This is a genomic window from Streptomyces sp. ATexAB-D23, assembly GCF_000373645.1.
GTDB lineage: Bacteria > Actinomycetota > Actinomycetes > Streptomycetales > Streptomycetaceae > Streptomyces > Streptomyces castrisilvae.
This window is the reverse complement of the sequence record NZ_KB892003.1, coordinates 26210-41709: the sequence shown is the minus strand read 5'-3', so window position 1 is coordinate 41709 and position 15500 is coordinate 26210. Positions and strand designations below refer to the sequence as shown.

The following is a 15500-nucleotide window of genomic DNA, read 5'->3' as shown; positions in this document are numbered from 1 at the left end:
TGGCATCCCTCACCAGCACGGATCAGGGCGGCCATGGGCCTCGGTCGCGCGTCCGGCGTGCCCGGGTCAGCCGGGCGGTGGTTCGGCGCCCACGAGCCACATGGAGAAGAACTGCGCCCCGCCGCCGTAGGCGTGGCCGAGTGCCCGCCGTACGCCGTCCACCTGGTGCTCGCCGGCCTGCCCGCGCACCTGGAGCGCCGCCTCGGCGAACCGGATCATGCCGGAGGCGCCGATGGGGTTGGCGGACAGCACACCGCCCGAGGGGTTCACCGGGAGGTCGCCGTCGAGTTCGGTGGCGCCGGCCTCGGTGAGTTTCCAGCCCTCGCCCTCGGCGGCGAATCCGAGGTTCTCCAGCCACATCGGCTCGTACCAGGAGAACGGCACGTACATCTCGACGGCGTCGATCTCCCGGCGCGGGTCACTGATTCCGGCCTGCCGGTACACATCGGCGGCGCAGTCCCGGCCGGCCCGGGGCGAGACGAAGTCCTTGCCGGCGAAGAGGGTGGGCTCGCTGCGCATCGCTCCCCCGTGCATCCAGGCCGGCGGATGAGGTGAACGGGCCGCCCCCGTGCGGTCGGTGAGGATCATCGCGCAGGCGCCGTCGGAGGACGGGCAGGTCTCGGAGTAGCGGACGGGGTCCCAGAGCATGGGTGCGGCCTGGACCTTCTCCAGGGTGATGCCAGGGTCGTGGATGTGTGCGTACGGGTTCTTCAGGGCGTTGCGCCGGTCCTTGTACGCGACGAGGGAGCCGACCGTGTCCGGGGCGCCGGTCCGGCGCATGTAGGCGCGCACGTGGGGGGCGAAGAAGCCGCCCGCACCGGCCAGCAGCGGCTGCTGGAACGGGATGGGCAGCGACAGGCCCCACATCGCGTTGGACTCCGACTGCTTCTCGAAGGCCAGGGTGAGGACGGTGCGGTGGACCCGGGCGGCGACGAGGTTGGCGGCGACGAGTGCGGTCGAACCGCCGACCGATCCCGCGGTGTGCACCCGGAGCATGGGTTTGCCGACCGCGCCGAGGGCGTCGGCGAGGTAGAGCTCCGGCATCATGACGCCCTCGAAGAAGTCGGGTGCCTTGCCGATGACGACGGCGTCGATGTCCGCCCAGGTCAGGGCGGCGTCCTGGAGGGCGCGCAGGGCAGCTTCGCGGACGAGTCCGGCGAGGGAGACGTCACGGCGGGCGGCGACGTGCTTGGTCTGGCCGATGCCGACGACGGCCACGGGCTCCTTAGGCATGTGCGCTCTCCCCTTCGAGTACGGCGACCAGGTTCTGCTGGAGGCAGGGCCCGGATGTGGCATGGGCGAGGGCCCGGTCGGAAGCGCCGCTGTGGATGCGGGCGGCGGCCTCGCCGAGGCGGATCAGCCCGGCCGCCATCAGCGGGTTGGCGGCGAGCGCGCCGCCCGACGGGTTGACCCGGACGTCGTCGCCGAGCCCGAGCGCCTTGCGCAGCACCACTTCCTGGGAGGTGAAGGGGGCGTGCAGTTCGGCGGTGTCGACGGGCCGGTCGAAGACCCCGGCCCGTTCGGCGGCGAGGCGGGTCGAGGGTGACTCGGTGAGCTCGCGCACGCCGAGCCCGTGGGCCTCGATGCGGTGGTCGATGCCGCGGATCCAGGCGGGCCGCTCGCACAGGGCGCGGGCGGTGTCCCCGGCGGCGAGGATCACGGCGGCCGCCCCGTCACCGACGGGCGGGCAGTCACCGGTACGCAGCGGCCGGACGAGATAGTCGCCGGCCGGCACGGGGCCGCTGAGCTGGGCGTGCGGGTTGGCCTGGGCGTCACGCCGGCTGCGGGTGGCGATGGCGGCGAGCGCGGCCTCGTCGGTGTCGCCGGCGTCGATGAGGGCCTGTGCCTGGAGCGCGGCGACGGCGACGGAGTCGGGCCAGAGCGGGGCGGTGTAGTACGGGTCGAGCTGGCGGGTGAGGACGTCGCGGACCTGGCCGGGCGAGGACTTCCCGTAGGCGTAGACGAGCGCGGTGTCCGCCTCGCCGGTCTGGATCTTCACCCAGGCCTCGTACAGGGCCCAGGCGCCGTCCGCCTCCACGTGGGACTCGGAGATCGGCGGGTGGGCGCCGACCCCGTCCAGGGCCATGGTGAAGGAGAAGGCGCGGCCCGCGAGGTAGTCGCTGGAGCCGGAGCAGGTGAAGCCGATGTCGCCGGTCCTGAGCCCGGTCGCGTCGAGGACCCGGTGCAGGACGGGCATCAGCATCTCGACTTCGGAGAGTTCGTCGGTGCGCCGCAGATGGTCGCTCTGTGCGAACGCGACGATGGCTACGTCCCGCATCTAGACCAGCTCCTTGTACGTGTCGTAGCCGGCGTCGGGCTCGCCGGCCGGCCGGTAGTGGTCGGGGTGGCGACTGCCCTCGGACCACACCGGTTCGACGCGCAGCCCCATCCGCACCTGGTCGTACGGGATGCCGCCGATGCGGGCGTGCAGGGCGAGGTCGGCGCCGTCCAGGGCGATGTGCGCGTAGACGTAGGGGACCTCGATGTCGAGGTTCTTCGCCTTGATGTTGACGACGCAGAAGGTGGTGACCGTGCCGCGCGGCCCGACCTCGACGCGTTCGGCGGTGGCGACGCCGCAGGTGGGGCAGGCGCCGCGCGGCGGGACGTACACCTTGCGGCAGGAGGGGCAGCGTTCACCGACGACGCGCCGGCCTTCGAGCGCTTCGAGGTAGGCGCTCTGGGCGCGGCCGGGTGAGTAGGTGTAGTCGAGTCGGGCGGGTGTGACGATGCCGGTGACGGGGTCGGCGAACGTGCCGTCGTGCGGGGCGGGCGTGCCTGTTTCGCCGTCGTGCGGTTCGAAGCAGGCGATGTCCGTGATGGCGCCGGTGCGGTCCTGCGCCCAGCGGACGCGTACCCGCATCCCGGTGCGCACGGCGTCGGGGCCGGGTGCGTCCAGGACGTGCAGGAGTGCGGTGTCGGCGCCGTCGAGCCGTACGAGGACCCAGGCGAAGGGGGTGTCCAGGGGCTGGTCGCGGCGGGGCTCGGGGTTCCAGGCCCAGGTGGTGACCGTACCGGTCGGGGCGACCTCGGCCAGGTCGCGGATCTCCTCGGCGGTGACGGGGTCGTACTCGACGGGCGGGACGAGGGTCTTGCCGTCGGCGGTGCGGACGCCGAGCAGGGTGCGCTCGCGCAGCCCGGTGAGGAAGGCGCTCTGGACGGGGCCGAGGGAGCGGGTGAAGGGGAATTCGACCACGAGCGGTGCGCTGAGGATGTCGGGCACGGTTGCCTCCTGGTTTCAGAGCCGCCGGTAGACGGGCGGGCGCTTCTCGGCGAAGGCGCGGGCGCCCTCCTTGGCGTCGGCGGTGGCGAAGACGGGCCGGCCGCGCTTCAGTTCGGCGGCGAGGCCCTCCGTCTCGGTCATCTCGGCCGTCTCGTACACCGACGCCTTGACCTCCTCGACGGCGAGCGGGCCGCAGGCGTTGATCTGTTCGGCGACGGCGAGGGCGGCGTCCAGGGCGGTGCCGTCGGGGACGACGCGGCCGATCAGCCCGATCGCGGCTGCCTCGCCGGCGCTGTAGGGGCGGCCGGTGAGCAGCATTTCGAGGGCGTGGGTGCGGGCTATCTGGCGGGGCAGCCGGACGGTCGAACCGCCGATGGGGAAGAGGCCGCGGCGGACCTCGAAGAGGCCGAAGACGGCGTTCTCGCCGGCGATGCGGATGTCGGTGCCCTGGAGAATCTCGGTGCCGCCGGCGACGCAGTGGCCCTCGACGGCGGCGATGACGGGTTTGCGCGGGCGGTGGTGGCGCAGCATGGCCTTCCAGTGCAGGTCGGGGTCGGCTTTCATCCGGTCCCGGTAGCGCTCGCCGGCCATGCCGTCTCCGGCGAGGGCCTTGAGGTCCATACCGGCGCAGAAGCAGCCGCCCGCGCCGGTGAGGACGACGGAGCGGATCTCCTCGTCCTCGTCCGCCGTGAGCCAGCCGTCGTGGAGCCCGACGAGCATCGGCAATGAGAGCGCGTTCTTGCTCTCGGGCCTGTTCAAGGTGAGCACGAGTGTGGCGCCTTCGCGCCGCACGGTGAGGTGTTCCGTACCGGCCATGGTTCGTCTCCCGTCTCAAGGCTAGAACAGGTTGCAGTAGACGGGTGGGCAGTTCAATAGTTTTCTGACAGTCAGTCAGTTTTCTTGGCCGGACCCCCTTCCCACTTGTGCCGGTCGGCGCTCTAATGACCGCCGGGTCACTCAGCAGCCGGGGTCAGGAGGAACGGTGGAGTACAACCTTGCCGACCTGTTCGAGTCGGTGGTCGACGCCGTCCCGGACCGCGAGGCGCTCGTCCACGTCGAACACCCCGGTACGGGTGCCGAGCGCAGGCTCACCTACGCACAGCTCGACGCCGCCGCGAACCGGATCGCCCATCACCTGGTCACCACGGGCATCGCCCCGGGCGAGCATCTGGGGCTGCACCTGTACAACGGCGTCGAGTACCTCCAGACGGTGCTGGCCTGCCTGAAGGCGCGCATCGTCCCGGTCAACGTCAACTACCGGTACGTGGAGGAGGAGCTGGTCTACCTCTACCGCGACGCCGATCTGGCCGCCCTGGTCTACGACGGCGAGTTCGAGGAGCGCGTCGCGGCCGCCGCCCCGCAGGCACCGGCCCTGCGCCACCTGATGCGGGTGGGCCCGCCGGCCGGGGCCGGGGCCGCCACGGACGCCGTCGCGTTCACCGCCGCCGAGGCGTCCGGGGACCCCGGACGCGGTTTCGGGCCCCGGTCGGCGGACGACCGGTTCATCATCTACACCGGCGGCACCACGGGCATGCCCAAGGGGGTGATGTGGCGCCAGGAGGACCTGTTCTTCTCCGGGCTGGGCGGCGGCGCACCCACCGGCGAGCCGGTGAAGCGGCCCGAGGAGCTGGCCGAGCGGGTGGCGGCCGGCGGGGAGGGCATCACCTTCTTCCCCACTCCCCCGCTGATGCACGGCACCTCGACACTCACCGCGTTCATCGCCTTCGACTTCGGGCAGCGGGTCGTGCTGCACCGCAAGTTCGTGCCGCACGAGGTGCTCCGTACGATCGAGAAGGAGAAGGTGACCAGCGTGTCGCTGGTCGGCGACGCGATGCTGCGGCCGCTGATCGACGCGCTGAAGGGCCCGCTGAAGGGCACCGACTGCTCGGCGCTGTTCTCGGTCTCCAGCTCGGGCGCGATCATGTCGGACTCGGTGCGGGCGGAATTCCAGGCGCTGGTCCCCCATGTGATGCTGCTGAACAACTTCGGCTCCTCCGAGTCCGGCTTCAACGGCACCGCGACCGACGACTCCGGTCCGGACAACGGCTTCCGGCTGCGGGTCAACTCCCGTACGACGGTGGTCGACCCGGCGACGCACGAGCCGGTGGCCCCCGGCGAGCCCGGCCGGATCGCGCAGCGCGGCCACGTACCGCTCGGCTACTACAACGACCCGGACAAGACGGCGCAGACGTTCTTCCGCAGGGGCGAGGAGCGGTGGGTGCTGCTCGGGGACATGGCGACCGTCGACGCCGAGGGCATCGTCACGGTGCTGGGCCGGGGTTCGCAGTGCATCAACACCGGGGGCGAGAAGGTGTATCCGGAGGAGGTCGAGCAGGCGCTCAAGGCCCATCCGGACGTGTACGACGCACTGGTCGCGGGCGCCCCCGACGCGCGCTGGGGCAACCGGGTCGCGGCGGTGGTGCAGGTGCGGGAGGGGGCCGAGGCTCCCTCGCTCGACGACGTACAGGCGCACTGCCGCACCCGACTGGCCGGGTACAAGATCCCCCGGCACCTGGTGATCGCCCCGCGGATCCGGCGCTCCCCCAGCGGCAAGGCGGACTACCGGTGGGCCCGCTCCGTGCTCACCACCGCCCGTTCGGCCGAGGACTGAGGTGCGCGCGGGCGGGCGGGCCCGGGTCACCCGAGTGGACGGTCCGGGGCCCGCGGCCGAGACGGGGGCCGGGCCCGGGGCGTGAGCCATTCGGGCACGCCCCGCGTCCAACCGCTTACCGTACGTGGCACACGAGGGGGATCGCCCATAGCTTCGGCTCATGAGGAAACGACACATCACACGCCTCGTGAGCATCGCAGCCGCATCGGCCGCCGGACTGGGCGCTGCGGCACCGGCCGTCCCGGCCGCCGCCGCGGCCGGTCACGTGGTGGCACCGGGGCAGTCCATCCAGGCGGCGGTGGACGCCGCGCGGCCCGGGGACACCATCGTCGTCCGGCCCGGCACCTACCGCGAGAGCGTGGTGATCACCAAACCCGGTCTGACCCTGCGGGGCTACGGGGACCGGACCGTCATCACGCCGCCGGCCGCCGGCCGGGCGGGGCAGGACAACGCCTGTGCGGGGGCGGGGAACGGCATCTGCGTCCTGGGTACGGCGAAGGGCACCGTCGACGGCGTGTCCGTGAGGTCCCTGCGTGTCACCGGGTTCGCCCGCAGCGGGGTCTGGGCGTCCTGGACCGACCGGCTGGACGTCCGGGCGGTGACCGCCGACGCCAACGGTGTGTGGGGCATCGCCGAGCAGCGCTCCACCCGCTCCGACATCCGGGACAGCACCGCCCGCTCCAACGGTGACGCGGGCATCTTCGTCGCCAACAGCGTCGACGAGGAGGGCGGGGCCACCGACACCGGCGGCACCCGGGTCCGGGGCAACACCCTGACCGACAACCGGATCGGCTTCACCGCGCGGCGGGTGCGCAACCTGTCGGTGCGCGACAACACCTTCACCGCCAACTGCAGCGGCGTGTTCGTCGTGGGCGACGAGGGGACCCCGCAGGCCGGCGCCATGAGTCTGCGCTCCAACCGGATCACCGGGAACAACAAGTTCTGCGCCGCCACGGACCGGCTGCCCGCGATCCAGGGTTCCGGGATCGTCCTGACCGGCGCCGAGTCCACCGAGGTGCGGTCCAACGAGATCCGCGACAACGTGGGCGAGACACCGCTGTCCGGCGGCGTCGTGCTCTTCAAGAGCTTCGTGGGCGCGAAGAACACCGACAACACCGTCAGCGGCAACGTGGTCCTCGGCAACCGGCCGGCGGACCTGGCCGACCGGGACACCGGCACGGGCAACCGGTTCACCGGCAATGTCTGCACGACCTCCGCACCGGCCGGAATGTGCTGACCGGTGTCCCCCCGTACGAGGAGAAGCGAGACGGCATGACCACCGTGAGCACCACCCCCGGCACCACTCCCGTCCAGCCCCTTCCCACCCCGCAGCCCGCCATGCGGCTGCGCGAGATCGTGTTCGGCGCGGCCAGGTCCGCCGCCGTGCGCGCCGCCGCCCGGCTGGGTGTCGCCGACGCACTGGGCGAGACACCCGAGACCGTGGAGCGGCTCGCGGCGGCGGTGAACACCGAGGCCGGGCCGCTGCGGCGGCTCCTGCGGGCGCTGGCCTGCTACGGCGTCTTCACGGAGCACGCCGACGGCACCTTCGCGCACACCGACATGTCCCGGCTGCTGCGGGAGGACGACCCGGACAGCCTGCGGGCCATCTCGCTGTGGTGCACGGAGCCCTGGACGTGGGAGGTCTGGCCCCGGCTGGAGGACGCGGTCCGCTCCGGCGGCAACGTCTTCGAGGAGACGTTCGGCAAGGAGTTCTTCGACTACCTGCACCAGGACGCCCACGAGTCGGCCCAGGTGTTCAACCGGGCGATGACCACCTCCAGCGTGCAGTCGGCGCTGGATGTCGCCGCCCTGCTCGACCTCACCGGTGTCTCGGTGGTCGCCGACATCGGCGGCGGCCAGGGGCACGTGCTGGCGAGCCTGCTGGAGAAGCACCCGACGGTCAGCGGCACCCTGATGGACCTGCCGGGGGTGATCCTCCGGGCCGACCAGCGGCTGCGGGAGGGCGGCGCCCTGGCCGGGCGGGCGACCATCGTGGCCGGGGACTGCCGCGAGGGCATCCCGGTGGCCGCCGACCTCTACATCATCAAGAACATCCTGGAGTGGGACGACGACAGCACCCGCCGGGCGCTGCGCTCCGTCGTCGCGGCGGCCCGTCCGGGCGCCCGGGTCGTGGTCATCGAGAACCTCGTCGACGACACCCCGTCGATGCGGTTCACCACCGCCATGGACCTGCTGCTGCTCCTGAACGTGGGCGGCGCCAAGCACACCCGGCAGAGCCTGGTGGACCGGCTGTCCGAGGCGGGGCTGCGGATCGACGGGATCCGGCCGGTCAACCCGTACCTCCACGCGTTCGAGTGCGTGGTGCCGGACTGAGCCCCTCCCCCGGGCGGATACGCGAACCGCCCCGGTTCCGGCTTGCGGCCGGGACCGGGGCGGTCGTCGTCGGTCACGCGGTGGTGTCGCGCTCCCAGCGGTAGAACTCCTGGGCCATCGCGTCCTTCGGCCCCCGCCAGGTCTGCGGGTCGTAGGGGCTGACGAAGGCGGTGAGCCGTTCGCTGATGTCCCTGAACCGCGGGTGCTCGGTGACCTTGGCGATCTCCGGGCCCGGCGGGCGCTCGGACTCGATCATGTGCAGGTAGACGTCACCGAACTGGAACAGCTTGCGCCGGGTGACGCCGACCAGGTGCGGCAGTTCACCGCTGTCGGACGCGGCGAACAGCTCCGCGATGTCCGGGGCCGATCCCGGCGCCATCCGGGCGACGATCAGAGCGTGGTGCATCGGGCGGTGCCTCTCTGGTACCCCGGACCGGGACCCGGCCGGGAGGCCGGGTGGGCCGGCCTGCGACGGTGGGTCAGTTGGCCGGGACGGCCGCAGAGCGGCTCTCGCGGTCACGCTGCTCGATCCTGTCCCGGATCAGCGCCATCTGGACCTTGGAGTTCCGGTTGATGTTGTCGGTCATCCAGGCGTCGTCGACCGGAGCGTCGGGGCGCATCGCGAAGTCCTGCGTCCAGCGCATGCGGGTGCCGCCGGGCACCTCGGAGTACTCCCACCTGATGTCCATGTGCTGGAACGGTCCGGGCTCGACGCGGCGGGCCCGCACGGTGCGCCCGGGGCGGTCGGTGGTGCGCTCGGAGACCCAGCTCCACACCTTGCCGTTCTCGTCGGGGTTCATCGTCAGACGGAAGGTGGTGCGCTCCCCGTCCCGCTCGATGACGTCGACCGCGGCGTACTCGCTGAACAGGCGGGGCCAGTTCTCCAGGTCGTTCGTCATGTCCCAGACGAGGTCCAGGGGGGCGGCGATGACGATCTCGTTCTCGGTGTGTCCGGACACGTCAGGCTCCTGTCATGAGGCTGTTGTTGACGAGGTCGAGGAACTCGCGGGGCGTCTTGCAGCGGTCCGCGTCGGCCGGCAGCGGCTGCCCGTGCCGGTTCTCCAGTACGCCGACGATGCCGAGCAGGCCCAGGGAGTCGAGGCCGAACTCGTCGAAGGGGGTGCCGGAGCGGTTCTCCATCTCCCGGGGGTCGACGGAGAGCCCGGCGCCCTTCTTCATCAGGGCGGCGAGTTCTTCGTACGTCAGTCGGTCGGTCATGAGGGACTTCTCCTTCTCACGAGGGTGGTCGGGGCTCACGCGGGGCGGCGCAGCACCATCGCCGCGTTCGATCCCATGAGGCCGCGGCTGAGCACGAGCGCCGTGCGCAGCTCGGCGGTGCGGGCGCGTCCGGTGACGACGTCGAGGTCGTGGCAGATCTCGAAGACGTTGGGTGTGGGCGGGACGAGGCCGTTCTCCATGGACAGGACGGCGGCAGCCGCGTCCAGGACGGGGGCCCCGCAGTAGGCGCGGCCGGTGCCGGTCTTGGGGGCGGTCACCGGGACGCGCCGGCTGTGCGGGCCGAGCGCGTCGGCCAGCGCCAGCGCCTCGGCCCGGTCGGCGGCCGGTGAGCCGAGCGCGTCCGCGAAGACCACGTCGACCTCCTCGGGGGCGCAGCCGGCTTCCCGCAGCGCGCCCTCGATGGCGTGGGCGAGGCCCGCGCGGGACTCCTCCCAGTGCGCCGCGGTGGTGAAGGTGGCGGCGTGGCCCGCGATCTCGGCCCTGATCCGGGCGCCGCGCTCGCGCGCCGTCGTCTCCTCCTCGACCACGAACATCGCGCCGCCCTCGGCGGGCACGAATCCGCAGGCGTCCGCGGTGAACGGGCGGTAGGCGCGTGTCGGGTCCTCGCAGGCGCTCAGGTCGCGGTAGCCGAGCTGGCAGACCACGGAGTAGGGCGCGAGCGGGGCCTCGGCCGCACCGACCACCACGGCGTCGGTGCCGCGCCGGACGGACCGGTCGGCGTGTGCCAGTGCGTCGAGGCCGCCCGCCTCGTCGCTGGCCACCACCGCGCACGGCCCCTTGAAGCCGCCGCGGATGGAGATCTGCCCGGTGCTCGCCGCGTAGAACCAGGCGATCGACTGGTAGGGGCCGACGTACGTGGAGCCCTGGCCCCACAGCCGTTGCAGTTCGCGCTGGCCGAACTCGCCGCCGCCGGAGCCGGCCGCCGTGACCACGCCCACGCCGAACGGCCGGTCCTCGTAGTCGGCGCGGCCCAGCCGGGCGTCGTCCAGGGCCATGTCGGCGGCGGCCATCGCGAAGTGCGTGAACCGGTCGGTCTGGACGAGGTAGCGCTCCTCGATGAGCGCGACCGGGTCGAAGCCGCGGACCTCGCCGGCGATGTGCAGCGGCAGGTTCTCGCACCCTTCGCGGGTGACCCGGTCCAGGACGCTCATGCCTTCCTGCGTCCGCTTCCAGAAGGCTTCGGTGCTCGTGCCGTTGGGTGCGACGACGCCGATGCCGGTGACAACGGTGCGCCGGGCCTCTCGGGTGCTCATGGTGTCCTCCCACCGGTTCGGGTCAGGGCCACCGCGGACTGGAAGCCGCCGAATCCGCTGCCCACCGACAGGACGCTGCGCAGCTTCAGGGGGCGGGCGGTGCGCGGCACGTAGTCGAGGTCGCACTCGGGGTCCGGGGACTCGTAGTTCGCCGTCGGCGGCACCGTCTGGTTGACCAGGGCCAGGACGCAGGCGGCGATCTCTATCGCCCCGATCGCGCCGAGGGAGTGGCCCACCATCGACTTGATGGAGCTCATCGGCACCTTGTGGGCGTGCGCACCGAGCGCCCGCTTCACCGCGGCGGTCTCGTGCCGGTCGTTCTGCTTGGTGCCGGAGCCGTGCGCGTTGACGTAGTCGATGTCCTGCGGGGCGATCCGGGCGTGGCCGAGCGCGCGGTCGATGGCCTCGGCCATCTCCAGGCCCTCGGGGGTCAGCCCGGTCATGTGGTAGGCGTTGCCGAAGGTGGCGTAGCCCGCGATCTCGCAGTACACCGTCGCCCCGCGGGCGCGGGCGTGTTCCAGCTCCTCCAGGACGAGGACGGCCCCGCCCTCGCCCATCACGAAGCCGTCGCGGCGCGAGTCGAAGGGCCGGGAGGCGTGCTCCGGGTCCTCGTTGTTGGGCGAGGTCGCCTTGATCGCGTCGAAGCAGGCGACCGTGATCGGGGTGATCGGCGAGTCGGAGGCGCCCGCGACGCAGACGTCGACCCGGCCCTCCTCGATGGAGTGGAAGGCGTAGCCGATGGCGTCGAGTCCGGAGGTGCAGCCGGTGGAGACGGTCTGCACGGGGCCGTGCGCGCCGACCTGCTCGGCCACCGCCGAGGCCAGTGAGCTGGGTGAGAAGGCGCGTTCCAGGTGGTTTCCGGCCCGGCGGTGGTCGACGTCCCAGCGCGCCCCGCTCTCGCTTACGGCGACGTAGTCGTGCTCCAGCCGGGTGGTTCCGCCGACGGCCGTGCCGAGGGAGACGCCCATCCGCCAGGGGTCGGTCCGCTCGGTGTCGAGACCTGCGTCGGCCAGCGCCTCGCGGGCGGCGACCATCGCGAACTGCACGTACCGGTCCGCGCGGGCGGTCTCCTCGTCGTCCAGTCCGTGGGCGGCCGGGTCGAAGTCGCACTCGGCGGCGATCCGGGAGCGGAAGCCCGCCGGGTCGAAGAGGGTGATGCCCCGGGTCGCGGTGCGGCCGTTGGAGAGGAGGTCCCAGAAGGCGGGGGTCCCGATGGAGCCCGGGGCGACGACGCCGACTCCGGTGACCGCCACGCGCCGGGTCATGAGGCGGCCTCGGTTCGTTCTGGCGGGGCGCCGCGCTCGGCGGTCTCGGTCACCTCGGTGTCGACGTGGCCGAGTTCCGGGCGGGGGGCGAGCGGGCCGAGGTGGAAGACCATGCGCGCCTCGGTGTCGCCGACGTTGCGGAAGCGGTGGCGCACGTGCGGCGGGATCAGCAGCCCCTGGTCGGGGCGCATCGCGTGCGTCTCACCGTCCAGGTCGACCTCCAGGAGCCCCTGCACGACGTAGACGAACTCCTCCGAGTACGGGTGGTAGTGCTCGCCGATGCGGTCGCCGGGCTCGACGATGGCCAGGCCCATGAAGCCGCTGGTGGCGCCCACCGCGGTCGGGGTGAGCAGGGCGCGCAGGTCGCCTCCGCGCCTGCGGTTGGGCTGGGTCTCACTGAGGTCCACGATGCGTGGCCGGTGCGTGGTCATGACTGGTTTCCTCCTGGGCGCTGGGCGCGTTGTGGTGACGGGTCGAGCGAGAGCCCCCCGGGTCCCGGTGCGCGGGTCAGGAATCCGCGGCCCGCCGGTCGGTGATCAGCCGCATCTCGGACCGGGCGAGGAAGCGTGCGGCGTCCTGGTCGGTGGCCGGCACGACGTTCGCGTCCCCGTCCAGGAGGCGGGCCAGCCTGGCCGCCTTGTCGGGTCCGTGGATGCCGAGCGCCTGGGCGGGCTGCGCGTCGAGCGGGCCGCTCGCCTCCAGGAGGCGGACCACGACGTCGTCGCGCTGGAAGATGGTGCTGCTGTCGATGGGGCTGGCCGAGTCGTCGGCGGCCTCCTCGTCGTGACCGGCCAGCAGCCGGGCCAGGGCCATCCCGCAGCCCTCCTTGGCCTGGTAGAACACGGCGTGCCGGCGCAGTTCCTCGGGGGCGTGGCGGCCGGCCGAGACGTGGTGGACGGTGGGCAGGGCCGCGCGGGTGAAGAACATCCGGGCGGAGTCGGGGTCGGCGAGGTCCCGGTCCTGTTCGAGGTAGGGGTTGATGGCCTCCTCGACGGCGCGGATCTCGGGCTGGCGCGAGACGTGGCGCAGCGCGGCCATGAGGTCGCCCTCGACCTCGACTGCGCGCACCACCCTGTTGCCGTGCATGAACAGCGAGGTGCGGCGCAGCCGGGTGTGGTCGTCGACGCGCGAGCGGGGCGACTCGTAGTCGGCCAGGAGCCCGGCGACGATGTCCTCGGTGCCGGGCTTGACGGTGAAGGTGAGGGCGTGGCGTACGACGCCGTCGCCGAGGCGCGGTGAGGTCTGGAGGCCGCCCTTGAGCGGGTCGGGCACGGTCTCGAAGCCCTTGCCGGTCTCGCGCAGGACGCTGAAGCGCAGCGAACGGGTGTCGCGCACGCAGCTGTGCAGGGGCTGGACGGTGGCGACGTGCTCCTCGCTGTTGACCCAGGCCAGGAAGGGCGGCGCGCTCTCCCACTCGCTGGTGATCAGCCACTGCGAGGGGTTCTCGATGGACTGGCACAGCTGGTCGCTGATGTGTCCGGGGATGGAGGCGACCTGGTTGCGCATGTGCTCGTACGCCTCCAGGAACTGCGTCTGGGCGCCGTCGTGCAGGTCCAGCAGCAGCACGACGCGCAGCCTGGATCCGTCGAAGGCGGACTGGGAGATCCGTTCCGAGAGTGTGGTGGTCATCTTGCGAGCTCCTTCGACGCTGAATGGCACTGACGCGGGGAGAGCGGGCCGGACCGGTGGGGAGCCGGCGGCTGCCGAGGGGAATCGGAACGGGGAGTCTCCCGGCGATCGCGCACGGCCCGCCCGATGCGAGGGCGTCGTCTCCGTGACCGATCGTGAAACGCTGGTCCGCCTGACGCGAGATTTATGAACCGTTCAGGTGAGCAGGCGCCCCAAGCGCTCCGACACGGCCCGGACCCGGGCATGGACAGTGCATCTGTACGGCGTCGGAGCTGGAGCAACTGATGAACGAGAACGTCGACCTCCATGTACCGGTCCTCATCGTGGGCGGCTCGCTGGTGGGCCTGTCCGCGTCCCTTTTCCTCGGTCGGCTCGGCGTCGAGCACCTGCTGGTCGAGAAGCACGCCGCCACCTCGACCCATCCGCGCGGCCGTGGCAACAACGTCCGCACGATGGAGGTGTTCCGCAGGGCGGGTGTGGAGCCGGGGATCCGGGCGGCGGCTTCGGTGCTGGCGGAGAACCACGGGATTCTCCAGGCCGGCTCGCTGACCGGGGACGATCAGGAGTGGCTGTTCAAGCAGATCGACCCGGGCGGGACGCTGGCGCGTTTCAGCCCGACGGGCTGGTGTCTGTGCAGTCAGAACGACCTGGAGCCCGTCCTGCTGGAGCGGGCCCGGGAGCAGGGCGGTGACCTGCGGTTCTCCACCGAGATGATGTCGTTCGACCCGGACGCCTCGGGTGTGTCGGCGACGTTGAAGAACCGCGCGACGGGCGAGCACACGACGGTGCGGGCGGACTACCTGATCGCGGCGGACGGGCCGCGCAGCCCGGTCCGTGAGCAGTTGCGCATCGGCCGTTCGGGGGCCGGCGACCTGTTCCACAACGTGAGCGTCACCTTCCGTTCGCGCGCTCTGGCCGAGGTGCTGGGCGACCGGCGCTTCATCGTCTGCTACCTGACCAACCCGGAGGCGGAGGGGGCGCTGCTGCCGGTGGACAACGAGCGGGAGTGGGTGTTCCACGCCCCGTGGCAGCCCGGCCGCGGCGAGACGCTGGAGGACTTCACGGACGAGCGGTGCGTCCGCCACATCCGTACGGCGGTGGGCGCCCAGGACATCGATGTGGAGATCACCGGCAAGGCTCCGTGGCACGCTGCGGAGCGGGTGGCCGAGCGGTATTCACGGGGCCGGGTGTTCCTGGCCGGTGACTCGGCGCACGAGATGTCGCCCACCGGCGCGTTCGGCTCCAACACCGGCATCCAGGACGCGCACAACCTGGCGTGGAAGCTGGCCGCCGTACTGCGTGGCGAGGCGGGGCGGGGGCTGCTGGAGACGTACGGGGAGGAGCGGCTGCCGGTGGCGCGGGCGACCAGTGCGCGCGCGTCGGCCCGGTCGGAGGAGCACAGCCACCCCGGCTACGCGCCGCCGCCGTCGGTGGGCGGCGGCAAGCGGGGCGGGATGCTGAACGTGGCGCTGGGCTACCGCTATGTGCGGGGCGCGGTCCTGGGCGTCTCCCCCGAGCAGCCGGTCGTCCCCGAGGGGATGCGACTGGCGGGCGACCCGGGCAGCAGGGCGCCGCACCTGTGGGTGCGGCGGGCCGGCGAGCGGATCTCGACCCTCGATCTGTACGAGCGCTCCTTCGTGCTGCTCACCGATGGCGCGGACACGGTGTGGCGGCGGGCCGCGGCCCGGGTCGGTGACCGGCTCGGGGTGCGGCTGGCCGCGTTCGGCATCGGGACCGGTCCTGGCGGGGACCTGGAGCCCGAGGACGGAGTGGACTGGGCCGAGGCGCACGGGACGCAGCCGGACGGCGCGGTCCTGGTGCGCCCCGACGGCTTCGTCGCCTGGCGCGCCGAGACGGGAGTCGAGGACGCCGGGGCGACGCTGCACGAGGTCCTGGCGACGCTGCTGCACCGGGACTGAGGCGGCGCCGGCCCATTGATTCAGACACCG

Annotated in this window: 15 protein-coding genes; 4 read left to right on the top strand and 11 right to left on the bottom strand. The window is 72.3% G+C overall.

Annotation, left to right across the window (positions count from 1 at the left end):
* Window positions 1-66: 66 nt before the first annotated feature.
* The 4 genes from B082_RS0105135 to B082_RS0105120 are packed head-to-tail and all read right to left on the bottom strand — an operon-like array spanning window position 67 to window position 4036.
* The gene (locus B082_RS0105135; RefSeq protein ID WP_026249440.1) at window positions 67-1233 is read right to left on the bottom strand and encodes a thiolase domain-containing protein; all 1167 of its coding nucleotides are present in this window, start codon (window positions 1231-1233) and stop codon (window positions 67-69) included.
* On the bottom strand, window positions 1226-2278 hold the full coding sequence (locus B082_RS0105130; protein ID WP_018550730.1) for a thiolase domain-containing protein: 1053 nt from the start codon (window positions 2276-2278) through the stop codon (window positions 1226-1228). The genes B082_RS0105135 and B082_RS0105130 overlap by 8 nt, the downstream gene beginning before the upstream one ends.
* Window positions 2279-3220, bottom strand: coding sequence for a Zn-ribbon domain-containing OB-fold protein (locus B082_RS0105125; protein WP_018550729.1), 942 nt, complete (start codon window positions 3218-3220; stop codon window positions 2279-2281).
* A gap of 15 nt (window positions 3221-3235) precedes the next feature.
* On the bottom strand, window positions 3236-4036 hold the full coding sequence (locus B082_RS0105120; RefSeq protein ID WP_018550728.1) for a crotonase/enoyl-CoA hydratase family protein: 801 nt from the start codon (window positions 4034-4036) through the stop codon (window positions 3236-3238).
* 166 nt (window positions 4037-4202) lie between these two features.
* On the opposite strand from B082_RS0105120, the gene B082_RS0105115 reads away from it, so the two are divergent.
* The 3 genes from B082_RS0105115 to B082_RS0105105 all read left to right on the top strand — a co-directional run bounded on the left by B082_RS0105115 (window position 4203) and on the right by B082_RS0105105 (window position 8165).
* A complete protein-coding gene (locus B082_RS0105115) occupies window positions 4203-5831 on the top strand; it encodes an acyl-CoA synthetase (protein WP_018550727.1) in 1629 nt (542 codons plus the stop codon).
* Window positions 5832-5991: 160 nt separating this feature from the next.
* Window positions 5992-7068, top strand: coding sequence for a right-handed parallel beta-helix repeat-containing protein (locus B082_RS0105110; protein ID WP_037709484.1), 1077 nt, complete (start codon window positions 5992-5994; stop codon window positions 7066-7068).
* Window positions 7069-7103: 35 nt separating this feature from the next.
* A complete protein-coding gene (locus B082_RS0105105) occupies window positions 7104-8165 on the top strand; it encodes a methyltransferase (RefSeq protein WP_026249439.1) in 1062 nt (353 codons plus the stop codon).
* A 73-nt stretch (window positions 8166-8238) separates the two neighbouring features.
* Here B082_RS0105105 and B082_RS0105100 read toward each other — a convergent pair whose 3' ends face one another.
* The 7 genes from B082_RS0105100 to B082_RS0105070 all read right to left on the bottom strand — a co-directional run bounded on the left by B082_RS0105100 (window position 8239) and on the right by B082_RS0105070 (window position 13551).
* Window positions 8239-8571, bottom strand: coding sequence for a TcmI family type II polyketide cyclase (locus tag B082_RS0105100; RefSeq protein WP_018550724.1), 333 nt, complete (start codon window positions 8569-8571; stop codon window positions 8239-8241).
* 73 nt (window positions 8572-8644) lie between these two features.
* Entirely contained in the window at window positions 8645-9124 is a 480-nt protein-coding gene (locus B082_RS0105095; protein ID WP_018550723.1) for an SRPBCC family protein, read from the bottom strand.
* Between the two features lies 1 nt (window position 9125).
* Entirely contained in the window at window positions 9126-9383 is a 258-nt protein-coding gene (locus B082_RS0105090; protein ID WP_018550722.1) for an acyl carrier protein, read from the bottom strand.
* Window positions 9384-9418: 35 nt separating this feature from the next.
* Complete coding sequence (locus tag B082_RS0105085; RefSeq protein WP_018550721.1) at window positions 9419-10657, bottom strand: beta-ketoacyl synthase N-terminal-like domain-containing protein; 1239 nt, start codon at window positions 10655-10657, stop codon at window positions 9419-9421.
* Window positions 10654-11922 carry a beta-ketoacyl-[acyl-carrier-protein] synthase family protein gene (locus B082_RS0105080; RefSeq protein ID WP_018550720.1) on the bottom strand — a complete coding sequence of 423 codons (1269 nt, stop codon included), beginning with the start codon at window positions 11920-11922 and terminating at the stop codon, window positions 10654-10656. The genes B082_RS0105085 and B082_RS0105080 overlap by 4 nt, the downstream gene beginning before the upstream one ends.
* Window positions 11919-12353, bottom strand: a complete 435-nt coding sequence (locus tag B082_RS0105075) for a cupin domain-containing protein (protein WP_018550719.1) — start codon at window positions 12351-12353, stop codon at window positions 11919-11921. Before B082_RS0105075 ends, B082_RS0105080 begins: the two co-directional genes overlap by 4 nt.
* Before the next feature lie 76 nt (window positions 12354-12429).
* On the bottom strand, window positions 12430-13551 hold the full coding sequence (locus tag B082_RS0105070; RefSeq protein ID WP_018550718.1) for a SchA/CurD-like domain-containing protein: 1122 nt from the start codon (window positions 13549-13551) through the stop codon (window positions 12430-12432).
* 284 nt (window positions 13552-13835) lie between these two features.
* Here B082_RS0105070 and B082_RS0105065 point away from each other — a divergent pair, with 284 nt between their 5' ends.
* Window positions 13836-15470, top strand: a complete 1635-nt coding sequence (locus B082_RS0105065) for an FAD-dependent oxidoreductase (protein WP_018550717.1) — start codon at window positions 13836-13838, stop codon at window positions 15468-15470.
* The last annotated feature ends 30 nt before the right edge of the window (window positions 15471-15500 follow it).